Annotated in this window: 21 protein-coding genes; 14 read left to right on the top strand and 7 right to left on the bottom strand. The window is 67.9% G+C overall.

Annotated features, from left to right (window positions below; genetic code table 11):
* Positions 1-3: 3 nt before the first annotated feature.
* On the bottom strand, positions 4-816 hold the full coding sequence (locus tag FHR72_RS15335) for an enoyl-CoA hydratase/isomerase family protein (RefSeq protein ID WP_183469476.1): 813 nt from the start codon (positions 814-816) through the stop codon (positions 4-6).
* A gap of 14 nt (positions 817-830) precedes the next feature.
* On the bottom strand, positions 831-1,637 hold the full coding sequence (locus FHR72_RS15330; protein WP_311736149.1) for an enoyl-CoA hydratase/isomerase family protein: 807 nt from the start codon (positions 1,635-1,637) through the stop codon (positions 831-833).
* A 108-nt stretch (positions 1,638-1,745) separates the two neighbouring features.
* On the opposite strand from FHR72_RS15330, the gene FHR72_RS15325 reads away from it, so the two are divergent.
* The 3 genes from FHR72_RS15325 to FHR72_RS15315 all read left to right on the top strand — a co-directional run bounded on the left by FHR72_RS15325 (position 1,746) and on the right by FHR72_RS15315 (position 4,696).
* Positions 1,746-2,513 (top strand): FadR/GntR family transcriptional regulator, encoded by a 768-nt coding sequence (locus FHR72_RS15325; protein ID WP_183469472.1) that lies wholly within the window; start codon positions 1,746-1,748, stop codon positions 2,511-2,513.
* 10 nt (positions 2,514-2,523) lie between these two features.
* The gene (locus FHR72_RS15320) at positions 2,524-3,441 is read left to right on the top strand and encodes an enoyl-CoA hydratase/isomerase family protein (RefSeq protein WP_183469470.1); all 918 of its coding nucleotides are present in this window, start codon (positions 2,524-2,526) and stop codon (positions 3,439-3,441) included.
* Between the two features lie 79 nt (positions 3,442-3,520).
* The gene (locus tag FHR72_RS15315) at positions 3,521-4,696 is read left to right on the top strand and encodes a thiolase family protein (RefSeq protein WP_183469468.1); all 1,176 of its coding nucleotides are present in this window, start codon (positions 3,521-3,523) and stop codon (positions 4,694-4,696) included.
* Positions 4,697-4,731: 35 nt separating this feature from the next.
* On the opposite strand, the gene FHR72_RS15310 is transcribed toward FHR72_RS15315, so the two are convergent.
* On the bottom strand, positions 4,732-5,478 hold the full coding sequence (locus tag FHR72_RS15310) for a TetR/AcrR family transcriptional regulator (RefSeq protein ID WP_183469466.1): 747 nt from the start codon (positions 5,476-5,478) through the stop codon (positions 4,732-4,734).
* A gap of 273 nt (positions 5,479-5,751) precedes the next feature.
* On the opposite strand from FHR72_RS15310, the gene FHR72_RS15305 reads away from it, so the two are divergent.
* The 8 genes from FHR72_RS15305 to FHR72_RS15270 all read left to right on the top strand — a co-directional run bounded on the left by FHR72_RS15305 (position 5,752) and on the right by FHR72_RS15270 (position 14,310).
* Positions 5,752-6,513 (top strand): crotonase/enoyl-CoA hydratase family protein, encoded by a 762-nt coding sequence (locus FHR72_RS15305; protein ID WP_183469464.1) that lies wholly within the window; start codon positions 5,752-5,754, stop codon positions 6,511-6,513.
* A 10-nt stretch (positions 6,514-6,523) separates the two neighbouring features.
* Positions 6,524-7,321: an SDR family NAD(P)-dependent oxidoreductase gene (locus FHR72_RS15300; protein WP_183469462.1), complete on the top strand. Its 798-nt coding sequence runs from the start codon at positions 6,524-6,526 to the stop codon at positions 7,319-7,321.
* A 174-nt stretch (positions 7,322-7,495) separates the two neighbouring features.
* Positions 7,496-8,383 (top strand): enoyl-CoA hydratase, encoded by an 888-nt coding sequence (locus tag FHR72_RS15295; RefSeq protein ID WP_183469460.1) that lies wholly within the window; start codon positions 7,496-7,498, stop codon positions 8,381-8,383.
* A complete protein-coding gene (locus FHR72_RS15290; protein WP_183469458.1) occupies positions 8,380-9,606 on the top strand; it encodes an amidohydrolase family protein in 1,227 nt (408 codons plus the stop codon). Before FHR72_RS15295 ends, FHR72_RS15290 begins: the two co-directional genes overlap by 4 nt.
* Before the next feature lie 5 nt (positions 9,607-9,611).
* Entirely contained in the window at positions 9,612-11,240 is a 1,629-nt protein-coding gene (locus FHR72_RS15285; RefSeq protein WP_183469456.1) for an acyl-CoA synthetase, read from the top strand.
* On the top strand, positions 11,237-12,076 hold the full coding sequence (locus tag FHR72_RS15280) for an amidohydrolase family protein (RefSeq protein WP_183469454.1): 840 nt from the start codon (positions 11,237-11,239) through the stop codon (positions 12,074-12,076). Before FHR72_RS15285 ends, FHR72_RS15280 begins: the two co-directional genes overlap by 4 nt.
* Positions 12,077-12,078: 2 nt before the next feature.
* Entirely contained in the window at positions 12,079-13,119 is a 1,041-nt protein-coding gene (locus FHR72_RS15275; protein ID WP_183469452.1) for an acyl-CoA dehydrogenase family protein, read from the top strand.
* Positions 13,120-13,122: 3 nt separating this feature from the next.
* Positions 13,123-14,310, top strand: coding sequence for an acyl-CoA dehydrogenase family protein (locus FHR72_RS15270; protein WP_183469450.1), 1,188 nt, complete (start codon positions 13,123-13,125; stop codon positions 14,308-14,310).
* A gap of 48 nt (positions 14,311-14,358) precedes the next feature.
* Here the strand turns inward: FHR72_RS15270 and FHR72_RS15265 are convergent, their stop codons facing one another.
* Both FHR72_RS15265 and FHR72_RS15260 read right to left on the bottom strand, forming a co-directional pair.
* Entirely contained in the window at positions 14,359-15,504 is a 1,146-nt protein-coding gene (locus FHR72_RS15265) for a thiolase family protein (RefSeq protein WP_183469448.1), read from the bottom strand.
* Positions 15,505-15,517: 13 nt separating this feature from the next.
* The gene (locus tag FHR72_RS15260) at positions 15,518-16,327 is read right to left on the bottom strand and encodes a thioesterase family protein (protein ID WP_183469446.1); all 810 of its coding nucleotides are present in this window, start codon (positions 16,325-16,327) and stop codon (positions 15,518-15,520) included.
* A gap of 89 nt (positions 16,328-16,416) precedes the next feature.
* Here FHR72_RS15260 and FHR72_RS15255 point away from each other — a divergent pair, with 89 nt between their 5' ends.
* Positions 16,417-17,640: a cytochrome P450 gene (locus tag FHR72_RS15255; RefSeq protein ID WP_183469444.1), complete on the top strand. Its 1,224-nt coding sequence runs from the start codon at positions 16,417-16,419 to the stop codon at positions 17,638-17,640.
* A 3-nt stretch (positions 17,641-17,643) separates the two neighbouring features.
* Here FHR72_RS15255 and FHR72_RS15250 read toward each other — a convergent pair whose 3' ends face one another.
* A complete protein-coding gene (locus FHR72_RS15250) occupies positions 17,644-18,018 on the bottom strand; it encodes an NYN domain-containing protein (protein ID WP_183469442.1) in 375 nt (124 codons plus the stop codon).
* A 43-nt stretch (positions 18,019-18,061) separates the two neighbouring features.
* Here FHR72_RS15250 and FHR72_RS15245 point away from each other — a divergent pair, with 43 nt between their 5' ends.
* The gene (locus FHR72_RS15245; RefSeq protein WP_183469440.1) at positions 18,062-20,245 is read left to right on the top strand and encodes a molybdopterin-containing oxidoreductase family protein; all 2,184 of its coding nucleotides are present in this window, start codon (positions 18,062-18,064) and stop codon (positions 20,243-20,245) included.
* A 15-nt stretch (positions 20,246-20,260) separates the two neighbouring features.
* Here FHR72_RS15245 and FHR72_RS15240 read toward each other — a convergent pair whose 3' ends face one another.
* Positions 20,261-21,472 (bottom strand): CaiB/BaiF CoA transferase family protein, encoded by a 1,212-nt coding sequence (locus tag FHR72_RS15240; RefSeq protein ID WP_183469677.1) that lies wholly within the window; start codon positions 21,470-21,472, stop codon positions 20,261-20,263.
* 203 nt (positions 21,473-21,675) lie between these two features.
* Between FHR72_RS15240 and FHR72_RS15235 the strand changes: the two genes are divergently transcribed.
* On the top strand, positions 21,676-23,139 hold the full coding sequence (locus FHR72_RS15235) for an aldehyde dehydrogenase family protein (protein ID WP_183469675.1): 1,464 nt from the start codon (positions 21,676-21,678) through the stop codon (positions 23,137-23,139).
* Positions 23,140-23,191: the final 52 nt, after the last annotated feature.

Here is a 23,191-nt window from a genome sequence, read left to right as displayed (position 1 = left end):
TCCTCAGCGGCACTGCCACTTCGGGGCACGCTTCTCGACGAAGGCGCGTGGGCCTTCGTGTGCGTCCTCGGTGCGCACGACGCGCTCGCGGAACGTCTCGGCGAGGATCTCACCCTCCAGCAGCGGCAGATCCAGGGTTTTGTGGATGGCGAGGCGGGTTCCGCGCACCGCCAGCGGCGCATTGGAGTTGACGATGTCGGCGATCTCGTGCGCGCGTTCGAGGAGCTTCTCGTGCTCGACGACCTCGGTGATCATGCCCAGTTCGTAGGCCCGTTCAGCGCTCATCCGTTCGTGTTTGCCCATCAGTGCCATACGCAGTGCCACCGAGCGCGGCAGCGCCCTGGCCAGCCGGACCATCTCGCGCGCGGCGACCAGCCCGATGCTGACGTGGGGATCGAAGAAGGTCGCCTTGTCCGAGGCGATGACGATGTCGCCGGTGGTGACCCAGTCCAGCCCCGCGCCGCAACAGATTCCGTTGATCGCTGCGAGGACGGGTTTGGCCATCCGGCGGAACGGGGGAGTGCCCTCCTGCGGTGCCTCCCACTGGTCGTAGGTGGACAGGTACGGCTTTTCGTAGATCACCTTGCCGTCCGAGGGGATCTCGGTGACGTCGGCGCCCGTGCAGAAGGCGCGCCCGGCGCCGGTGACGATCATCAGCCAGATGTCGTCGTCGCTCTCGGCCTCGTCGTAGGCGGCGCGCAGTTCGGCGACCATGTGGGGGGACAGGGCGTTGAGTGCCTGGGGGCGGTTGAGGGTGATCGTGGCCTTGTGGCCGTCGACCTCGTAGGTGATGGTGTCGTAGCTGGGGGAACTCACATGCCTTCTTTCGTCTATCGTCCGCCGAAGTCGGGTGCGCGGCGGGCGCGGAACGCGGCGAGACCTTCTTTGAAATCTGAGGTGCGGCAGGCCAACTCAAGCGCCGACAACTCATGGGCCAGGGACTCCGATAGTGAGGCGTGCAGCCCGTAGTTGATGGCCCGCTTGGCCAGGCCGATCGCGACGGTGGGTCCGGAGGCCAGCCGCGCGAGCAGGGCGTCGGCCCCGGCGTCGAGCATCTCGGCGGGTACCGCGTCGTGGATCAGGCCCCAGTCGGCCGCGTCGGCGCCGCTGATCTTCTCGCCCAGCAGCAGCATCCGCCTGGCCCGTGCCACGCCTGCCAGGCGGGGCAGGAGCCAGGTGGCGCCGGAGTCCGGGCTGAAGCCGCGGTCGATGAACGGCTCCCAGAGGTTGGCATCCTCTGCGGCAACGGTGAAGTCGGCCGCCAGCGCCAGATTGCAGCCGAGACCGACCGCCCAGCCCCGGACGCTGCACACGACCGGCAGCTCGATGGTGGTGACCAGCTCGATGATGCGGTTGGCGGTGTGCGGGATCCGCCGGCTGAGATTGCCGGGTCTGGGCTTGCGGTCGGTGCTGTTGGTGGCGACCCAGTCCGCCCCCGCGCAGAAGTCGTCGCCCGCCGCGCAGAGGTGGATCGCGCGCAGTGTGTCGTCGTGGGCCGCCGAGGTCAGGGCCGCCACCAGGTCATCGACCATGCTGTGGCTCAACGAGTTCCGTCGGCCCGGGCGGTCGAGAACGATGTGCAGGACGGCGCCGTCCCTGGAGAGCCGCACCACGCCTGCATCCGCGTCGTCGCGCACCCGGCACCGTCCTTCCGGAGGCGATTGGTCTTCCATACTGATAGCCATACCGTTGGACTACCAGTACTATCCTGTACAACTTAGCAAGGAAAGGCTGTCCGCGGAACAGTGTCAGTGCATCGGATCCGTCAGCCCCGGGTCGCCGAACTCGTGGCGTCGCGCCTGCGTGACGACATCCTGACCGGTCGACTCAAGGAGGGTGACGTGCTGCCCTCGCAGGAGGCGTTGTTCGCCGAGTTCGGGGTCAGCCCGCCCGCGGTGCGCGAAGCGATCCACATCCTGGAGTCCGACGGTCTGATCTCGGTGCGGCGGGGGAACATCGGCGGCGCCGTGGTGCACCTGCCGTCGGCCGACCGGACCGCGCAGATGATCAGCATGGTGCTGCAGACCCGTTCGGCCACACCGGCCGACGTCAGCGAGGCGCTGCTGCACCTGGAACCCATCTGCGCGGGGATGTGTGCTGCGCGCAAGGACCGCGACACCGAGGTGGTGCCCCATCTGCGGGCCGCGATCGAGGCCCAGGCCGAACAGTTCGACACCCCGTCGCGGTATGTCCCGAATGCCCGGAGGTTCCACGAGGAGATCGTGACCCGGTGCGGCAACGAGCCGATGATCCTGCTGATCGGCTCGCTGGAGGTGATCTGGACCTCCCACGAATCGGCGGTGTGGAGCGACGAGCACCACCCCGAGGATCCGATGGTCCCCACGACGATGCGGGCCGCCCTGCGGGACCATCACCGCCTGCTGGAGGCGATCGCCGACGGCGATGCCGCGCGTGCTGTGCGCGTGGCGCAGGACCATCTGGCCGCTGCCCGCCGCAACACGCTCGCCGCCGGATCCGACCGGACCATCGACGCCAGACTGATCCCCACGTGAAGGAACCGATATGACGAGCGCCGCCGACGACCGTGTGCTGTTCGAGGTGGACCGCGAGACCCGGATCGCGACCCTCACCCTCAACAATCCGACGCAGCGGAACTCCTACGACGCGTCGATGCGCACTGTGATGAGCCGCTACCTCGACGAGGTGGCCGAGGACGACGACATCACGGTGGTGCTGCTGCGCGGGGCGGAGGGCGTGTTCTCCACCGGCGCCGACATGAACAACGCCTACGGCTGGTACGGATCGGCGCGTACATCGGACAGGGACGGATCGGACAGCGGCGGCGAGTTGGCGCGATCTCGGCCGAGTCAGCGCCGACGGCTCACCGTCGACCGCAAGGCGTTCGGCTTCTATCACAACCTCATGGGTTTCCCGAAGGTCACGGTCGGCGAGATCAGCGGCTACGCGCTGGGCGGCGGATTCGAGATGGCTTTGATGACCGACATCTCGGTGATCGCGCGCGACACCAGGATCGGCATGCCCGCCACGCGGTTTCTCGGACCTGCGCTGGGCAGCCTGCACATGTTCTTCCATCGACTCGGGCCGGTGCAGGCACGGCGCCTCCTGCTGACGGGCGACATCATCCGCGCGTCCGAGGTCGAACACCTCGGTGTCTTCACCGAGACCTGTGACGCCGCGGCGGTGACGGCCCGCGCGCGGTACTGGGCGGAGAAGGCCGCGAAGATGCCCGCCGACGGCGTGGTGATCGCCAAGGAGGCGTTCCGACTCGTCGAGCAGAGCCAGGCCTACCAGGGCGAGGAGGTCGCGAGCTACCTGTTCCACGCATACGGCACCAACCTGCAGTTCGCGGACGGTGAGTTCAACTTCGTCAAGACCCGCGCGCAGCACGGCACCAGGGAGGCGTTCCGCCTCCGCGACGAGCATTTTCACGTCCCCGAACCCGACCTCGGGGCCGAGTGACCCGCCTCACCTACTGCCGGCGCTACATTATCTGTTAGTTTTGTAACGTCCGTCTGCCATGAAACCGAGGTCGAAGAGCATGCCTACACCCGTCATCGTCGGTGCTGCCAGGACGGCCATCGGCCGCTCGTTCAAAGGCACCCTGGTCAACACCCCGCCCGAGACGCTGATCACCACGGTCCTGCCCGAGATCGTCCGGCGTTCGGGAGTGGACCCGGCCGACATCGACGACATCATCTTCGCCGAGTCGCACTACGGCGGCGGCGATCTGGCTCGCTATGCGGCCGACGCGACCGGTCTGAAGCATGTTCCCGGTCAGTCCGTGAACCGTCACTGCGCGGGCAGCCTCACCGCCATCGGCAATGCGTCCGCACAGATCGGCTCCGGCATGGAGCGGGTCCTGATCGCCGGCGGGGTGCAGTCGCTGTCGATGACCCCCCTGGTCAACTGGCGTATCCCGGGCCCCGAGCTCAAGTTCGAAGAGCGCTGGATGCCCCCCACCCACGTCGAGACCCCCGACGCGCCCGCCAAGGACATGTCGATCACGGTCGGTTGGAACACCGCGCAGGCCGCGGGCATCAGCCGCGAGGACATGGATGCCTGGGCCGCGCGCTCGCACCAGCGGGCGATCGCCGCCATCGACGCGGGCAAGTTCGTCGACGAGATCGTGCCGTTGAAGGTCGAGCAGTTCGACGGTTCGGTCGTCGACTTCAGCGTCGACGAGCACCCGCGGCGTGACACCACGGTCGAGAAGCTGGCGGGACTCAAGGTCCTGCACCCCGAGATCGAGGGGTTCTCCATCACCGCGGGCAACAGCAGCGGAACCAACGACGCCGCGGCGGGCGTGGCGCTCGCCGAGGCCGAGTACGCGGCCGCGAACGGGTTGACCGTGATGGCCAAGGTCCGGGCATGGGGCGCGGTGGGCGTCGACCCCCGAGACACCGGTCTGGGCGGCGTCCGGGTCATCGGCAAGGTGCTCGACCGTGCGGGCCTGAAGCCGTCCGACATCGCGCTGTGGGAGATCAACGAGGCCTTCGCGTCGGTTCCCATCGCCGCGGTGCGCGAGTACGGCATCGACGAGGAACTCGTGAACTTCTCGGGCAGTGGGTGCAGCCTGGGCCATCCGATTGCGGCGTCCGGCGCCCGGATGATCACGACCCTGGTCTATGAGCTGCAGCGCCGCGGCGGTGGCATCGGTGTCGCCGCGATGTGCGCCGGCGGCGGCCAGGGTGGCGGCGTCGTCATCGAGGTCTAGTCACCTCCGCAGGAATTCTGCGGCGGCAGGAGAACTCAGCGCTTCCGGGGGGCGGCCTTCGCTGTCGCCTTCCGGGCCGGCTTGGCGTCGCGCTCGATGAGCCGCGCGGCGTGCTCGAGGATGCATTCGAGTCCGAACTCGAAGTTCCGGTCGTCCGAGGCGCTCAGGTGGTGGCCCTTCTGAGTGACGGCGGCCAGCAGCGGGGAGCTGTCGGAGTCGATCGACATCGTGTCGTCGATGTCCCCGTGTCCGTCGCCCGCCAGGTTCTTCTCGCGGAGCCGTTGAAGTACCACCGACCCGCGGACATGCACCGACATCGCCGAGTAGGTGTCGAACGCGTCCTCGGCGGAAAGGCCTGCCTCGACCAGACTTTCGATTGCCTTCTCCACCTCCTGCACCCCGACCTTCGCCGCGCGGGGGCTCAGGGCGGAACGGATCAGGATGAGGTCGCACAGGATCGGGTTGCCCATGAACGTCTCCCGCATGGACCGGGCATGGTTGGCCAGCGTCTCGCGCCAATCCTTGGCCTCGACGTAGGGCGTCGCGAACGCGTACTGGCGCAGGGCGCGATCGGTCATCGCGTTGAGAAGATCGTCCTTCTTGCGGAAGTACCAGTAGATGCTCGTGACACCGACTCCGAGGTGTTTGCCGAGCAACGGCATGCTGAGGTTGTCGATACCGACCTGTTCGGCCAGTTCGAAGGCGCCCTTGATGATGTCGTCGGGATTGATGGAACCGCGTTCGCGGCGCTGACGCTTCTCCGCTGTCGCCTGTTTTGCCACGGTCGCCTGTTTTGCCACTGTCGCCTGTTTTGCCACTGTCGGCACCTCCATCGTGTCGCGCTGCAGGTGCAGCCCCCGGCAACGGGGTTGGTGACTGTGACCGCCGGCAGCGGCTAGGCTGAACTGCGTCTTTGCGTCCGTGTCGCTGCGCGGGCGTGCAGACGAGACTACCGTCGCTCGTCGATCTCCAGATTCGCTCTATTACTGTAAGTCCTATAGTAAGCTTTTCCAGCATTAGTCGGCGGCATCCCCACCACAGCTGAAGGGCGGCAAGTGTCTGACGAGGTTCTGGTAGAACGCCAGGGGCGGGTCCTGATCATCACCATCAACCGGCCAGAGGCGCGCAACGCGTTCAATCTCGCGGTCGCCCAGGGCCTCGCCGACGCCATGGACGAACTCGACGACTCGCCCGAGCTGTCGGTGTCCATCGTGACCGGGGCGGGCGGCAACTTCTGTGCCGGCATGGACCTCAAGGCCTTCATGGCAGGCGAGGTGCCCGCCATCCCGGGCCGCGGCATCGGTTTCACCGAGCGGCCACCCCGTAAGCCCGTCATCGCGGCGGTCGAGGGTTACGCCCTCGCCGGGGGTACCGAGATCGTGCTCGCGACCGACCTCGTCGTCGCCGCCAGGAACGCGAAGTTCGGCATCCCGGAGGTCAAGCGCGGTCTCGTCGCGGCGGGCGGGGGACTGCTGCGCCTGCAAAAGCGCATCCCCTATCAGAAGGCGCTCGAATTGGCCTTGACCGGAGACAGTTTCACCGCCGAGGAGGCCTCGCAGTGGGGCTTTGTCAACGTGCTGACCGAGCCCGGGGAGGCTCTCGCCGGGGCACTAGCTCTGGCCGAGCGCATCACCGTCAACGGCCCCCTCGCGGTGGCCGTCACCAAGGAGATCGTGATCAAGTCCGCCGGCTGGAGCGAAGACGAGATGTGGCGCAAGCAGCTCGAACTCGTCAATCCGGTCTTCGCGTCCAAGGACGCGATGGAGGGCGCGACGGCGTTCGCCGAGAAGCGCACACCCAACTGGACGGGTACGTGACGGGACCGGGATGGACCTGGGCCTGCGGGACGCCGCCGCCGCTGTCGTAGGCGGCGGCCGGGGGATGGGTCTGGCGGCCGCCCACTGTTTCGCCGAGGACGGCGCCCGGGTCGCCGTGCTGGGACGCACGCGTGCGGTGCTCGACGCCGCGGCGGCGCAACTGCGTGAGCGAGGAAGTCCCGATGCCGTCGGCGTGGTCGTCGACACCGGTGACCAGAATCAGGTCGACGCGGCATTCACCGAACTGAGCAGGCGCTGGGGCGGCGAGCTGAACATTCTCGTCAACGCCGTCGGTCCGAGCGTGCGTGGCTCCTTCGACGAACTCGGCGACGACGACTGGCGCCGCGCCGTCGAGGACGGGGCGATGGGCATGATTCGTTGCGTGCGTGCCGCTCTGCCCTTGCTGCGCGCCGCCGAATGGGCGCGCATCGTCAACTTCTCCGCGCACTCGACGCAGCGCCAGAGTGAGATCCTGCCGGCCTACACCGCTGCGAAGGCGATGGTCACGAGCGTCTCGAAGAACCTCTCCCTGTCGCTGGCGCGCGACCAGATCCTGGTCAACGTGGTGTCGCCCGGCAGCATTGCCTCCGACGCGCTGGTGGGCTGGGCTGATTCGGTCGGTGTCGACGGCAGCGATCCGTACGCGCTGATGGCGGCGATCGACGAACACTTCGGGCATCCGGCGCACCTTCCCCGCGCCGGGCTGCCCACCGAGATCGGGCCTGTCGTCGCCTTCCTGGCGTCGCGCCGCAACTCCTACATGACCGGCGCCGACGTCAACGTCGACGGCGGGAGCGACTTCACCTGAGGGCCCGCCACGGCGGCAGCAGCTTCGAACGTGAATCCGGATGGGACAGAACAACATCCGTGTGGCGCACCGGAACGCGGTAGACCCGGCGCCCGACCCGTCCCGGAGGTTGCGGAAGGCGCTACCGATAGGTGTACAGTATGGTCATTCTCCGAAGCTGAGGGAGGTCCACCGGTGAGCGCTGTCGATCGCGTCGCCGAGCCCGCAGCGGCCGGACCGGCGGAGCCGGTTCTGTCCGAGCACCTCGACAACGGCGTCGCGGTGGTGACGCTCAACCGGCCGGAGCGCATGAACGCCTGGGGCGGAGGTCTGGCCCGCGCGTTCTACCGCTGCATCGACCGCGCCGAAGCGGATCCCGGCGTTCGCGTCATCGTGCTCACCGGCAACGGCCGCGCCTTCTGCGCGGGCGCCGACATGGGCGACCTCGACACCATCAGCGGGGCCGCGCAGCCGAGCGGGTCGCAGGGCGCCGACGCCGGGTCCGGCCCACAGGGCACCGACGTCACGCAGCTCGTGGGCGAACGCCATCCGCACTTCGTCACGCAACTCCGCACTCCCGTGATCGCCGCGATCAACGGAGCATGCGCCGGGATCGGCCTCACGCAGGCATTGATGTGCGACATCCGGTTCGCCTCTGCGGGAGCGAAATTCACCACAGCCTTCGCCCGCCGCGGGCTGATCGGCGAGTACGGCATTTCCTGGATCCTGCCGCGGGTCGTCGGCTGGGGTGCCGCCCAGGATCTGCTGCTGTCCGGGCGGACGTTCTTCGCCGAGGAGGCCAGGGAACTGGGCATGGTCAAGGATGTGCTGGCGCCCGACGAGCTGATGCCGCGCGTTCTGGCCTACGCCGACGACATGGCCCGCAACTGCGCGCCGAGTTCGCTCGCGGTGATCAAGCGCCAGCTCTACGGGGACGCTGTGCGCAATGTCCACCACGCCAGTGCCGATGCGGAGAAACTGATGCATGAATCCATGCTCCGGCCCGATTTCATCGAAGGCATCACTGCGTTCTTCGAGAAGCGCACACCGAACTTCCCGCCGCTGAAGGAGGAGACGCCATGACCGGCGAGCACGTGCAACCCCTGGACTACCGGGCGATCGACGTGGACAACCACTACTACGAACCGACCGACTCGTTCACCCGGCACCTGCCCAAGGAGTTCACACGCCGTGGTGTTCAGATGCTCACCGAGGGCAAGCGGACCTTCGCCGTGATGGGTGGCGTGGTCAACCACTTCATCCCGAACCCGACCTTCGACCCGATCATCGAGCCGGGGTGTCTGGATCTGTTGTTCCGCGGGGAGATCCCCGAGGGCGTCGACCCTGCCTCGCTGATGAAGGTCGACCGCCTGGGTGACCACCCCGAGTACCAGAACCGCGACGCCCGGGTGACGATCCTCGACAAGCAGAACCTCGAAACCGTCTTCATGCTGCCCACGTTCGCGTGCGGTGTCGAGGAGGCCCTCAAGAACGACATCGAGGCCACGATGGCGTCGGTGCACGCCTTCAACCTGTGGCTCGACGAGGACTGGGGCTTCGACCGCCCCGACCACCGCATCCTGTCGGCGCCGATCATCTCGCTGGCCGACCCGGACAAGGCCGTCGACGAGGTGGAGTTCGTGCTCGGCCGTGGCGCCAAGATCGTCTGCGTGCGGCCCGCACCGGTTCCGGGAGCGGTCAAGCCCCGCTCCCTGGGCGACCCGCTACACGATCCGGTGTGGGCCCGGCTGGCCGAGGCCGGCGTCCCGGTCGTCTTCCACCTGTCCGACAGCGGGTATCTCGCGATCGCGGCGCTGTGGGGCGGTAAGGCGACGTTCGAAGGGTTCGGCAAGAAGGATCCGCTCGACCAGGTGCTGCTCGACGATCGCGCGATCCACGACGCGATGGCGTCCATGATCGTCCACCAGGTGTTCACCCGGCACCCCACGCTGAAGGTGGCCAGCATCGAGAACGGCTCCTACTTCGTCTACCGGTTGATCAAACGGCTCAGGAAATCGGCGAACACCGCGCCCTACCACTACAAAGAGGACCCGGTCGAGCAGCTGCGGAACAACGTCTGGATCGCGCCGTACTACGAGGACGACGTCAAGATGCTGGCGGAGACCATCGGCGTGGACAAGATCCTGTTCGGCTCGGACTGGCCCCACGGCGAGGGCCTGGCAGATCCGATGACGTTCACCGCCGACATCCCGCAGTTCCCGGAGTTCAGCGCGGAGGACACCCGAAAGGTCATGCGCGACAACGCACTCACGCTCGTGGGTGCCGACGTCGGCGCCACGGCGTAACCCTCATGGCCGAATGGACGCTGGGCGATGTCGTCGATGCCATCGCCGACGTGATCCCCGACCGCACGATGACGCTGTGCGGTGAACGCACGACCACCTACGGCGACATGGCCCGGCGCACGCGGCAGTTCTCGAACTTCCTGGCCGGTCGCGGGCTCGGCGCCCACCGCGAGCGCGACGGGCTGGACAACTGGGAGTGTGGACAGGACCGCGTCGCCCTGATCATGTACAACGACCGGTACCCCGAGGTCGTCCTCGGCGCCCTCAAGGCGCGCACGGTCCCGGTGAACGTCAACCACCACTACACGCCGCGCGAGGTCGCCGAACTGCTCGACTACGTCAAACCCCGCGTCGTCGTCTACCACCGGGCACTGGGCCTCAGATTCGCCGACAACCTCCCAGCGGGCGCCGAGCTGCTGATCGAGGTCGACGACGAATCGGACGCGCCGGGGCTTCCCGGCGCCGTTCGGTTCGACGATGCTGTCGCCCAGGGGGATCCGCACCGACGCATCGCGGGCTCACCGGATGACCTCATCATGTACTGCACCGGCGGCACCACCGGCCGCCCCAAGGGTGTGCTGTGGCGCCAGAGCGACACCTACGTGTCGTCGATGGTCGGCGCCGACCACGCCTCGGCGAGCGAGATCCAGGACAAGGTGGCCGGCAACACCGGCGCGCCGTGGTTCGCGGTCTCACCGTTGATGCACGCCGCGGGGCTCTGGACGGTGTTCTCGGGCGCGCTGGCCGGTCTGCCCGTCGTCCTGTACGACGACCGTGCGAAGTTCGACCCGCAGCGGGTGTGGCGCACGGCCGAGCAGGAGAGGGTCGGGCTGATGACGATGGTGGGCGATGCATACGCCGCCCCGCTCATCGCCGAACTCCAGCGGGCCGACTACGACCTCGGATCGCTCTATGCGATCGGAACGGGCGGCGCGGCAACCAATCCCAAACACGTGGCGGCCCTGTTGGAGAAACTGCCGCAGCTGACGATCATCAACGGGTACGGCTCCTCGGAGACAGGCAACATGGGCTTCGGGCACAACCAGCGCGGGTCCCGTCGTGAGACGTTCGACCTTCGCGAGGGCGGCACCGTGGTCTCGGCGGATCTGAGCCGGTTCGTCGAACCGGGGGAGACCGAGGTGGGCTGGGTGGTCAGGAAGGGCCGGATCCCGCTGGGCTACTTCGACGATCCCGTCGCGACACAGAGAACCTTCCCGGTGGTCGACGGGTTGCGCGTCGTCGTCTCGGGTGACCGGGCCTCGCTCGAACCGGACGGGACGTTGCGGCTCTACGGCCGGGACTCCCTGGTGGTCAACACCGGCGGCGAGAAGGTCTTCGTCGAGGAGGTGGAGGCGGTTCTGCGCGCACACGACGACGTCGCCGACGCGCTGGTGGTCGGCCGCGACAGCGATCGCTGGGGTCAGGAGATCGTCGCGGTGATCGAGCGCCGCCCCGGTGCCGAGGCGGATCCGGACGCCCTGCTGAAGAGTTGCACTGCGCACCTGGCCCGCTTCAAGGCGCCCAAGGAGTTCGTCTACGTCGACAAGGTGCGCAGGCTCGGAAACGGCAAGGCGGACTACCGGTGGGCGAAAAGCGTTGTCGCGGAGCGGAACGCGTTGGCAGGTCAGCCGTGACGCACAGGGTCCTCGACGCACTCGTCAATGTGCACTTCGGCGAGACCGCCACGCAGCCGGAGTTCATGCTGAAGGTTCGCGACGACTACTTCAAGGGACCGCGCTCGCTCTACGACCAGGTCGAGCTCCCCGCACTGCTCGACGAGATGGCCGAGCACGGCGTCGAGAAGGCCATCCTGATGGACAACCTCGTCAGGCCGTCGGCGACGGCCCGCAGGTTCGTCGAGGAACGACCCGACAAATTCGCCCTCGGTATAGGCGGCGTCAACCTGCTGCGGCCGATGCCGTCGCTGCGCGAACTGTCCGCGGTGGTCGCCGGTCTGCCGGTGGCCTACGCGGTCGTGGGTCCCAGCTTCTGGGGCGACGGCATGTATCCGCCCAGCGACGCGGTGTACTACCCGCTCTACACCAAGTGCGCCGAGTTGGGCCTTCCGTTGTGCGTCAACACCGGTCTGCCCGGCCCCCCGATCCCCGGAGAGGCGCAGAACCCGATCCATCTCGACCGGGTGTGCGTACGGTTCCCCGAGCTGAAGCTGTGCATGATCCACGGCGCCGATCCGTGGTGGGATGTCGCGATCAGGTTGCTCATCAAATACGCGAACCTGCGCATCATGACCTCGGCGTGGTCACCGAAGAGGTTGCCCGAGAGCCTGCTTCACTACATGCGTACGCGCGGCAAGCACAAGGTCCTGTTCGCCTCGGACTGGCCGGTGCTGCGCCAGAGCCGTGTTGTCCCCGAGGCACTCGCGCTGGACCTGCCCGCCGACGTCCTGGACAACTACCTGTACCGCAACGCCAACGACTTCTTCTTCGGCCCCGACGAACAGGAGACCTGACCGTGGACCGTTACGAACTGCGCAGGCTCGACTACAGCCTCTCGGAGGACCATACGGCGCTGCAGGCGGCCTACCGGGATTTCTTCGCAACCCGGTGCACCATCGAGACCGTCCGCGCAGCCGAGGAGTCCGGGTTCGACAAGAATCTGTGGGAGCGGCTGTGTGCCATGGGCGCCACCACGATGGCCCTGCCGGAATCCGTGGGCGGCGACGGGGCGACGCTGGTCGACCTGACCCTGGTGGCCGAGGAGATCGGCCGGTCGTTGGCGCCGGTGCCGTGGATCGATCACGTCGTCGCGGCGCGGTTGCTGGCGCGGCTCGGTTCGGTCGGGGCGGATGTGGTGAGCGGTCGACAGGTGGCCGCGCTCGACCCCCAGCAGGACACCCGGCCCGGATCGCGGCTGATCCCTGCCGGATCGGTCGCCGACCACGTGATGGCCCGCGACGGCGACGAGATCGTGTCGCTGACCTTCTCGAGCCGACCCGCGCGTGTCGACAACATCGGCAAGCTGCCGATGGCGTGGGTGGACCCCGCGGCCGCGGACGGTCGGACCGTGCTGGCCTCCGGGGCCGACGCCGTGGCCGAATATCAACGTGCGGTGGACGAATGGCGACTGCTGACCGGCGCCGCGCTCGTGGGCCTGGTCGAGGCGACCATGACGATCGCCGCCGAGTTCTCCAAGACCCGCTACACCCTCGGTGTTCCCATCTCGACGCTGCAGGCCATCTCCCATCCCCTGGCCAACATCGCGATCACCGTGCAGGGCGGTCGCAATCTGGCCCGGCGTGCGGCCTGGTTCCTGGACAACGAGCCGGACGAACGGCGCGAGCTCGCCCCGTCGGTCTTCGTCTTCATGGCCGAGGAGGCCGCGAAAGCCGCGACGATGGCCGTTCACGTCCAGGGCGGTCTCGGCGTGTCCGCGGAAGCCGCCGCCACCGCCTACCTGGTGCGGGCCCGGGGATGGGCCGTCGCCGGGGGAGATCCCGCGATCGCGGCCAAGCACATCGCCGGGATCGTCGCCGAGCGCGAAGGACGGAGCTAGACCATGGACTTCTCGCACGTGGACCTCGCCGAGGACGAGCAGAAGTTCCAGCACGAGGTCCGGTCGTTTCTGGGTGAGATCGTCACCGAGGACGTCCTGCGGCGTGACCGCGAGACCGGTGACAACTTCGATGAGGGCGTGCATCTCGCGCTCGGCAGCGCCGGCTACCTGGAGCGCGAATGGAAGGCCGACTCCGAGCACGCGTTCACCCGGGTGCAGCGGCGGATCTGGGAGCTGGAAAAGCGCCGGGCCCATGTGCCGTGGGTGACGTCGGGCACCACTGCGATGATCACGAAGTCGGTGGAGAAGTTCGGGTCGCCCGAGCTCAAAGCCGAGGTGCTGCCGCGCGTCTACAGCGGGCACGTCCGCATGTGCCTGGGCTACACCGAACCCGAGGGCGGCTCGGACGTCGCCACGTGCAAGACCCGCGCCGTGCGCGAAGCGGACGGGTCGAGCTGGATCATCAACGGCTCCAAGATGTTCACCACCGGCGCACACAACTGCCAGTACGTCTTCCTCATCACCAACACCGACCCGGACGCGCCGAAACACAAGAGCCTCACCATGTTCCTGGTGCCGCTGGACACACCCGGCATCGAGATCCAGGGCATCCGCACCGTCGACGGCGATCGCACGAACATCGTCTATTACAGCGACGTCAGGATCTCTGACCATTACCGCCTGGGCGAGGTCAACGGTGGGTGGACCGTGGTCCGCGAACCGCTCAACGCCGAGCACGGCGACGTGGCCGCCGCCGACGACGGGCTGCAGGACGTCGCGATCATGATGCACCAGGCGATGTTCATGGCCGCCGCGGTCGACAAGGCCGCCCAGAAGTCGACCGTCGAGGGTCTCGACGGGCACCGGCTGATCGACGACGGGTCCGTGGCGTATCGCCTGGGGCGCAGCGTCGCCAGGATGGAAGCCTCGCTGTCGGCGCCCAGCATCTTCGGCCGGGTGGCGCTGGCCCAGACCATGCGCGACATCTCACCCGACCTGATGGATCTGCTCGGTGCGGCGTCGGCACTGCCGGTCGGCACCGACGGCGCGGCCGACGACGGCGCGGCGGAGTACGTGTACCGGTTCGCACCGCTGGTCGGCATCTACGGCGGCACGCTCGAGGTGTTCCGCAACATGATCGCGCAGTACGTGCTGGGCCTCGGCAAGCCCAGCTACCCGTCCGCCCGGTGACTTCGGTGCCGTCGGTCACGCTGACGTTGACCAGCGACACCGAAATCGTTAGGTGGTGAGGATGGTGGCGCCCGCGGTGCCCGGTGCGCCGTAGAGCTGGGCGAAGCCGACCTTCGGCGCACCGGGGATCTGGCGGTCGCCCGCCTCACCACGCAGCTGACGCACGATCTCGTGCAGCTGACGCAGCCCGGACGCACCGATCGGCTCGCCGTTGGCGAGCAGGCCCCCGTCGGTGTTGACCGGCATGGCCCCGCCGATCTCGGTGGCGCCGTCGGCGATGAGCTTCTCCTGCTCGCCGTCTGCGCAGAAGCCGGCCTCGGCCATGTGGATGATCTCGGCGCCGGCGTCGGTGTCCTGCAACTGGATCACGTCGACGTCGGAGGGTTCGATGCCCGCCTTCTCGAAAGCGGCCCGTGACGCGTACACGGTCGGGGCCACGTCCTCCTCGACGGGGGCGAAGGTGGTGTTGACCTCATAGGCGCCGTACTTGCGGGTGCGGACCTCGACGGCGCGGACGAAGACCGGCTTGTTCGTGTACCTGTGGGCGAGGTCGGCCCGGCACATCACCACGGCGGCAGCGCCCTCGTCGGGTGAGCAGAACATGTACTGCGTCAGCGGGTAATTGAGCATCGGCGAGTCGAGGATCGCGTCCTCGGCCATGGGCTTGCGCCGGAACGCGTTCGGGTTCAGCGCGCCGTTGCGCAGATTCTTGGTGACGACCTTGGCCAGCGTCCGGTGGCTGATGCCGTGCTCGTGCAGATAACGGTTGGCCTTCATGCCGAAGAACTGGGTGGTCAGGTACTGGCCGTTCTCGGCGTACCAGGCCGGCATGCCGACCAGCCCGGGGTCCTCGGTGAACGCGCCGCGGGGGTGTTTGTCCAGACCGACGGCGATGCCGATGTCGTAGTCGCCGAGCCGGATTCCGTCGGCGCAGGCCTTCGTGGCGCTGGCCGCGGTGGCGCACGCGTTGAAGACGTTCGTGAACGGGATCCCGGACAGGCCCACCATGCCGACGATCGCGTCCGGGTTGGCGACCGTCCAGCTTCCGCCGACCCCGAACTGGATGTCATTCCAGGACACGCCGGCGTCGGCGACCGCCGCGGTGATCGCGTCGACTCCCATCTGCATCGCGGTCTTGCCCTCGAACCTGCCGAACGGGTGCAGGCCCACCCCGATGATCGCGACGTCGTGCATGGAAGGTTTCCTTTCAGGCTCGTAGACGCACCAGCTGCGCCTGCTGAATGGCTGCCACAGGGCCGTCCTCGTCGAACAGCATTCCTCGGGACACCCCGACTCCGTCGGCGCCGTAATGGTTTTCGGACCGGACCCCGATCCAGTCGCCGGCGGGCATGCGGTGGATGTGGACCGCGAGGTCGGTGTTGAGGAACGTGTATCGGCTCGGGTCCAGCCGGCTGCCCATCCCGTTGGCGATGTCGGCGACCGTGAACAGACGCTGCGCGGGCGTCAGCGACTCGCCGGCCACCAGATCGACCAGCGGCATGGCCCAGCACTCGGCCCGCACGCTGTGCAGGATGTCGTTGAGCCATCGCCAGTCCAGGCTCTGGATGTAGGTGCGGTCACTGCCGTCGTCGTGAAGCCGCCGGACGCCTTCTGTGACCGGTCGCATCGGCTCGACCGGACCGTCGGGCAGCGACGCGGTCGCCGCCCGCTGGAACCGCCACGCCGACGCCGTCGCGACCCGCCTGGGCGACCCGTCGGGCCCGGGCGCGGTCATCTCGGCGCTGAGCAATTCGATCTGCCTGCCCGGCCGCTCGACTCGCGCCTGCACCCACAGCTCCTCGGTCACGGGAACCGGTCCGAGAAGATCGACCACGACGCGGCTGAGGCGGGCATCGTCGCGCGGTGCGCACCCCTCGATGGCCCGGACCAGAAGCGCCGACACCGGGGCGGCGTTCTGCATCGACGATCCCCACGTGCTGATGACGTGCTCGGAGGCCGTGAAGCGTTCCCCGCGGGGGTCGTCGCCGTCGACGAGCTCGTAGTAGGCGTCGGTCACATCCCGTCCTGTCCTGTGCCGCGGTGGCCATCAGCAGGATAGGGTGACCCTTATCGAAAGCACAACCGGATGGCTTACAGGAGGTGGTCGTGCCCGTCCTCGGCGCAGGTGTGCACTTCGATCCGTTCTCGGCGGACTTCTATGAGGACCCGCACGCCTGCTATCCGCGGCTGCGTGCCGAGGCGCCCGTGTACTACAACGAGACCTACGACTTCTACGCGCTGAGCAGGCACGCCGACGTCGCGGCCGGGCTCAGGGATTTCGCCACGTTCTCGTCGGCCTACGGCGTGGACCTCGGCATGGTCCGCAGAGGTGAGAAGGTTCCGGCCAAGATGATCATCTCGATCGACCCGCCGGAGCACCGCGCGATGCGCAGCCTGGTCAACAAGGTCTTCACCCCGCGCGCGATCGAAGCATTGCGCGCCATGGTGACCGACACCGTCGAGCGTTTCCTCGCGGCGGCCGTCGGCGACGGGGACTGCTCGGAATTCGATGTCGTTCAGGACTTCTCCGTGTATTTCCCGGTCGAGGTCATCAGTCAGATGCTCGGCGTCCCGGAAGAGCTGCGCCAGCAGGTGCGCGTGTGGATCGACGAGTCACTGCACCGTGAGCCGGGGCAGATCGACATGTCGGAAGCCGGAATGCAGGCGATGGCCGAGATGTGGCTGATGTACTACCAGTTGATCCAGGAGCGCCGCGAGAAGCCACGCGAGGACATGATCAGCGCGCTGATCGCCGCGCAGGTCGAACGCGAGGACGGCACGGTCGACCGGCTGCGGGACTCCGAGATCGCCGGCTTCGCCACCCTGCTGGGCGGGGCAGGAGCCGAAACGGTGACGAAGCTGATCGGCAGTGCCGCTGTCACATTCGCGCGCCACCCGGAGCAGTGGCGGGAGCTGGTCGCCGACCGAAGCAGAATCGGTGTCGCGATCGAAGAGCTCCTGCGCTACGACGCTCCCGTGCAATACAACGTCCGCAGGTCCCGAGCCGACGTCACGGTGCACGGGGTGACGATCCCGGCCGGCGCGCCGGTGTTCCTCCTGGGCGCCTCGGCCAATCGCGATCCCGACGCCTGGACGGCGCCCGACGTGTTCGACATCCACCGCGATCGTTCCGAGGCGCAGAACCTGGCGTTCGGGTACGGCATCCACAGCTGTCTCGGTGCGGCGCTGGCCCGGCTGGAGAGCGCCATCGCCCTCGACAGGCTCCTGGACCTCATGCCGCGCTACGAGGTGCGGTGGGACGGATGCCGGCGGGTCAGCATGCAGAACGTCGCGGGCTGGTCCCACGTCCCGGTGCGGATTCTGCGGTGACGCTCACCGCGGGTCGATCACGTCGCGGAACTGCTCGGCGGGACAGACCGTCGCGTTCGATGCTCGGACGCGTTCGGCCAGGGTCCGGTCCGAGGTCGCGACGCGGATCTGCTCCGGATGAGGATCGGCGGCGATGATCCTGACGATCTCGTCGTCGGCGGAGTTCGGGGCTGGTAGCGGTGCATGGGCGACGGTGACCGACGCGGACTCGATCGGCGGTGCCGGCGGGCGCTCGAAAACCACTGTCACATCGGCGCCTTCGGCGGCCGCCCAACGCTCGAGGCGTTCCACCAGGGTGGCCATCGCCCGATGCCGGTCGCGCCACCATCCGTCGGGACGTGAGCCGATCACATTCATTCCGTCGACAATCCAGCGCATCCGCCGCAGACTATCGAAGTAGCACAGCCCGGAAGAGGACGATATGGCGAACCACGTCGAGCACAAGGTCACGTTCTGCCGGATCTGTGAGCCGCTGTGCGGCATGATCGCCACCGTCGAGGACGGCACCCTCGTCTCGCTGAGGCCCGACAGGGAGCATCCGCTGTCGGCCGGTTTCGCCTGCCAGAAGGGCATCGCGTTCACTGAGGTCGTCAACGACCCCGATCGTGTCACCTCGCCCCTGCGGCGCACCCCGGGCGGTTTCGAGCCGGTGACTTGGGAGGAGGCGCTGACTGACATCGCGAGCCGCCTGACCGCGGTGTTGCGTGACCACGGCGCGGGCGCCGTCGGCTGGTACATGGGAAACCCGGGAGCGTTCAGCTACGCGCACGTGCTCTCGATCATGGGCTTCATCAAGGGAATCGGCCGCGGAACCCACTTCTACACCGCGTCGTCGCAGGACACCAACAGCCGCCTGATGGCCAGCCAGCTCCTCTACGGAACGCCGACGTCGGTGCCGATCCCGGACCTCGCCCGCACGGACCTGCTCGTCGTCATGGGCGCCAATCCCGTGGTCTCGCACGGTAGTTTCCTCACCGCGCCCCGCATCAAGGACCGCATGCACGACATCGTCAAGCGCGGTGGTCGCGTGGTGGTGATCGACCCGCGGAAGACCGAGACCGCAGCTCAGTTCGAGTGGTGCGGCATCGTGCCCGACACCGACGCGCTGCTGCTGCTCTCGCTGCTGCAGGTGATGTTCGCCGAGGGTCTGGCCCACACGCGCGACATCGCGCCCGTCGTCGACGGAGTGGACTGGCTGCGGAGCCGGGTCGCGCCATTCACCCCCGAGGCGACGGCACCGCACACCGGGATCGATCCCGACGTCGTGCGCGGTCTGGCGCGTGACCTCGCCGCCACGTCGCGCTCGGCGGTCTACGGGCGGCTCGGGACGTGCGTGGGCCGCTACGGGACGCTGACGTCCTACCTGATCGACGTCGTGAACCTCGTCGCCGGCAACCTCGACAAGCCCGGCGGCTCGGTCATCAGCGGGTTGGGCCTGCCCGCGCAGCGGCTGGTGAACATCGGCATGGGCGCGGTGCTGCGCCGCACCTACCGGCGCCGGCGTTCGCGCATCGGCGGCTTCCGCGCGATCATCGGCTCGGAACCGGCCGCGTTGATGGCCAAGGAGATGACCACGCCCGGACAGCGCCAGATCCGGGCCATGTTCATCAGCGCGGGCAACCCGGTGCTCTCGGTGCCCAACGGCGACGAGCTCGAGTCGGCGCTCGACGCCCTGGATCTGTCGGTAGCGCTGGACTTCTACCTGACCGAGACGACGTCGCACTGCGACTACGTGCTGCCGGTGACGACGATGTACGAGCGCGACGATTTCCCGCTGACGTTCCAGCCGTTCCAGGCGACCCCGTTCCGGCAGGCGACCGACGCAGTCGTCGCCCCGGTGGGCCAGGCTCGTCAGGAGTGGGAGATCGTCGGCGACCTGATGAGCCGGATGTCCGGCGAATCGCGGGTGTTCGGCGCGCTCGCCGCGGCAGGGCGGGCCCTGAGGAAGATCGGCCGACCCTTCACCCCGAAGATGTTCGCCGACGGAATCATCCGGGTCGCCGCGGGCGGCGACAGATACGGGCTGCGCAGCGGTGGGCTCACTTTCGACCGGCTGGCCCGTGAGCACGCCCACGGCAGGGTGATCTCACCGAACCTCCGGACGGGGGTCCTCAAGGAGGCGATCTCGTATCTGAACGGCCGGATCCAGCTGGAACACGCGGACATCGCCGCCGAGATCGCCAGCGTGTCGAGGCCGGAGAAGCCGCAGGCGTATCCGCTGCGCATGATCGGGATGCGCGAACCTCGTTCGGAGAACTCGTGGATGCACAACGCGCCGCTGCTGATGCGCGGTGACCGAGGCCACCATGGGCTGATGAACGCCGACGACGCCGCCGAACTCCGCATCGACGACGGCGGAACGGTGCAGATCAGCTCCCCGTTCGGGGCGATCACCGTCCCCGTCACGGTGACCAAGGACATCATGCCCGGGGTCATCGCGGTGCCGCACGGCTGGGGCCACAAGGGAACCGGTGGTTGGCAGGTGGCCAACAAGGCCGGCGGCACCAACGTCAACCTGCTCACCTCGAGCGAGCCCGACGATGTCGAGTCGCTGTCCGGCATGGCGTGGCTGACGGGCGTGCCCGTCCGCGTCGACAGGGTCTGACGTGGCCCCGGCGGGCTAGGCGATCGCGCCCTTGTCCTTGAGCTCCTCGATGCGGTCCCAGTCCAGGCCCAGCTCCATCAGCACGATCTCGGTGTGCTCGGAAGCCTGTGGCGCGCGCGTGGTCTCCAGCGGTTCGTGGTTGAACTGCACCGGCCCGCGGACCACCTTGAACGGTGCGCCGCCGTCGCCGGCCTCGACTTCGGCGACCATGTCGTTGGCGAGGGCCTGCTCGTCGGTGGCCAGGTCCACCAGGCTCTGGAACGGGGCCCACTGACCCTTCATCGTCTTCAGGTGTTGCCGCCAGTAGTCGAACGGCTTGGCGGCGATGGCCTCGGCGATGAGCTGCACACCCGCTTCGGCGTTCTGGATCAGCGGCATCACGTCACAGAACCGCGGATCGTCGGCCAGTTCGGCGAGGCCGAGGTGCTCGAACGCGTCGCGGATGTACCCGGTCGGGCTCACGATGCACAGGTTGATGGTGCCGCCATCGGAGGTCAGGTAGTTCGCCATGAACGGGTTCACCGACGTCGTCGTCCCTGGCATCAGTGAGCGCATCGTCTCGCCGGTCTCCATGCCCTGGGTCACGCTGGCGCCTGCGGCCCACCATGCGGTGCTGAGCAGCGACACGTCGAGCTCGATGGCTTCACCGGTGCGTTCCCGGTGGAACAGTGCCGCGGAGATGCCGCCGGCGATGTTCATGCCGCCGATCGAGTCGCCGAAGGCCGGAATGCCCTGTGGCAGTGCGCCGCCGAGCTCTTCGGGAGTCAACGCGTGGCCGACGCCGCTGCGCGTCCAGAACGCTGTGCCGTCGAAGCCTCCGACGAGGCGCTCGGGTCCCTTGTCGCCGTAAGCACTTCCGCGCGCATAGATGATGTCGGGGTTCACCGCGCGGATGTGTTCGATGTCGAACTTGTTCTTCTGCCGCGCCTGCGGCATGTAGTTGGTCAGGAAGACGTCGGCGGTCTTGGCGAGCTCGTAGAGCACCTCCTGCCCCTCGGGTGTGGACACGTCGATCCCGACGCTGCGCTTGCCGCGGTTGGGATGCTCGATCAGCGGGTGGCGGTTCGGATCCAGCTGGAAGCCGCCCATGTTGATGAAGCCGCGCTGGGTGTCGCCGCGGACGGGGTGCTCGACCTTGATGACGTCGGCGCCCCAGTCGGCGAGGATCGCCCCGGCCGCAGGCACGAACGTGAACTGTGCAACCTCGAGGACCCGGACGCCCTCCATCACCTTGATCACGCTCATTCCCTTCTGACCACGACGTCGAACGGCTACTCCGGGGAAGTTTAGCGGAACGTCAATACTGTAATGTTTACCGTTGGTCATCCCAGACAGGCCGCCGGAGGTGTTAGGTGAGCGCGATCCCCGCCGAACGTACCGAGACCAGCGTCGACTGGGGCAGGCGAGCCGGCGCTCGTGCCGAGGGCAGGATGCTCATCGCCGGCGAACTGGTCGAGGCCGTGTCCGGCGCACGATTCGACAATCTCAGTCCCGCCACCGGCATCGTCCTGGGGGACACCGCAGCGGCCGAAGCGCAGGACATGGACCGCGCGATCGCCGCGGCGCGCGCCGCCTTCGACACGACCGACTGGTCGACGAACCGCGTGCTGCGCAAGCGCTGCCTGGAACAGTTGCAGGCCGCCATCGACGCCGAGAAGGACGAGCTGCGAACCGAACTCGTCGCCGAGGTGGGTTGCCCGGTGATGACCACCGAGTCCGCGCAACTGGACTGGCCGCTGGCCGAATCGCTGCGCTACCCGACACGGCTCATCGACGAGTTCGAGTGGGAGCGTGTTCTCGACGGCGGTGGGCTGTTCGGGGACCGCAACATCCGCACGGTCGTCAAGGAGGCGGTCGGTGTCGTAGCCGCGGTGACGCCGTCGAATTTCCCCATCGAGGTCATCCTGAACAAGCTCGGGCCTGCACTGGCGGCGGGTAACACCGTCGTCCTCAAGCCCGACCCGCACACCCCGTGGAACGCCACCCGGTTGGGTCGGCTCATCGCCGAGAAGACCGACTTCCCGCCGGGTGTGGTCAATGTCGTGACGACACCGTCGAACGACGTCGCCGGTCTGCTGGGTACCGATGCGAGGGTGGACCTGGTGTCGTTCACCGGGTCCACGGCCGTCGGCAAGCTGCTGATGCGTCAGGGCGCGGACTCGATGAAGCGGATGTTCCTCGAGCTCGGCGGCAAGTCCGCGGCGATCGTGCTCGACGACGCCAACCCCGCCGTCATCGTCCCGACCGCGGTCGGGGTGTGCGTGCATGCCGGGCAGGCGTGCGCGGCCACCAGCCGCATGCTGATCCACCGCTCCCTCTACGACCAGGCCGTGGCTGACATCACGACGGCCTATCAGTCTGTGCCCGTTGGTGATCCGATTTACCCCGGCACGCTGGTCGGTCCGGTGATCAGTGCCGCGCAGAAGCAGCGGGTGCTCGCCGCGATCGCTCGCGCACGTCGCGACGGAGCCGAGGTCACCGTCGGTGGGGGACCGGTCGAGGGCCTGCCCGAGCATCTGGCCGACGGACACTTCGTCGCGCCGACGGTGATCACCGGCGTCGACAACAGTTCCGCGATCGCCCAGGACGAGATCTTCGGACCGGTCCTGGTGCTGCTGCCGTTCGACGATGACGACCACGCGGTGCGGCTGGCCAACGACAGCGCATTCGGGCTCGCCGGGGCGGTGATGTCCCGTTCGGCCGAGCGGGGGATGAGCATCGCGCGGCGCGTCCGGACCGGGTCGTTCGGAGTCAACGGCGGCATGTTCTACGGCGCCGACGCCCCGTTCGGCGGCTACAAGAACAGCGGTGTCGGCCGCCAGTGCGGTATCGAGGGTTTTCAGCAGTACCTGGAGACCAAGACCATCGCCCGCCGCGAACGCCGGAAGGCCTGACCGTCACGCCGCGGGCGAGAGGTCAGGGCTGTGCGCCCCGGCCCCATCGCGA

It is taken from the genome of Mycolicibacterium iranicum, assembly GCF_014190915.1.
Classification (GTDB): Bacteria; Actinomycetota; Actinomycetes; order Mycobacteriales; family Mycobacteriaceae; genus Mycobacterium; species Mycobacterium iranicum_B.
Note: the sequence above shows the minus strand (reverse complement) of the source record. Positions and strands in the feature narration are given on the sequence as shown.

What these genes read in the sequence shown, in the direction of transcription:
- FHR72_RS15320 (WP_183469470.1), top strand. Translation starts at nt 2,524, where the DNA reads ATGACGAGCGCCGCCGACGACCGTGTGCTGTTCGAGGTGGACCGCGAG.
- FHR72_RS15315 (WP_183469468.1), top strand. Translation starts at nt 3,521, where the DNA reads ATGCCTACACCCGTCATCGTCGGTGCTGCCAGGACGGCCATCGGCCGC.
- FHR72_RS15300 (WP_183469462.1), top strand. Translation starts at nt 6,524, where the DNA reads ATGGACCTGGGCCTGCGGGACGCCGCCGCCGCTGTCGTAGGCGGCGGC.
- FHR72_RS15290 (WP_183469458.1), top strand. Translation starts at nt 8,380, where the DNA reads ATGACCGGCGAGCACGTGCAACCCCTGGACTACCGGGCGATCGACGTG.
- FHR72_RS15285 (WP_183469456.1), top strand. Translation starts at nt 9,612, where the DNA reads ATGGCCGAATGGACGCTGGGCGATGTCGTCGATGCCATCGCCGACGTG.
- FHR72_RS15270 (WP_183469450.1), top strand. Translation starts at nt 13,123, where the DNA reads ATGGACTTCTCGCACGTGGACCTCGCCGAGGACGAGCAGAAGTTCCAG.
- FHR72_RS15265 (WP_183469448.1), bottom strand. Translation starts at nt 15,504, where the DNA reads ATGCACGACGTCGCGATCATCGGGGTGGGCCTGCACCCGTTCGGCAGG.
- FHR72_RS15250 (WP_183469442.1), bottom strand. Translation starts at nt 18,018, where the DNA reads ATGCGCTGGATTGTCGACGGAATGAATGTGATCGGCTCACGTCCCGAC.
- FHR72_RS15245 (WP_183469440.1), top strand. Translation starts at nt 18,062, where the DNA reads ATGGCGAACCACGTCGAGCACAAGGTCACGTTCTGCCGGATCTGTGAG.
- FHR72_RS15240 (WP_183469677.1), bottom strand. Translation starts at nt 21,472, where the DNA reads ATGGAGGGCGTCCGGGTCCTCGAGGTTGCACAGTTCACGTTCGTGCCT.
- FHR72_RS15235 (WP_183469675.1), top strand. Translation starts at nt 21,676, where the DNA reads ATGCTCATCGCCGGCGAACTGGTCGAGGCCGTGTCCGGCGCACGATTC.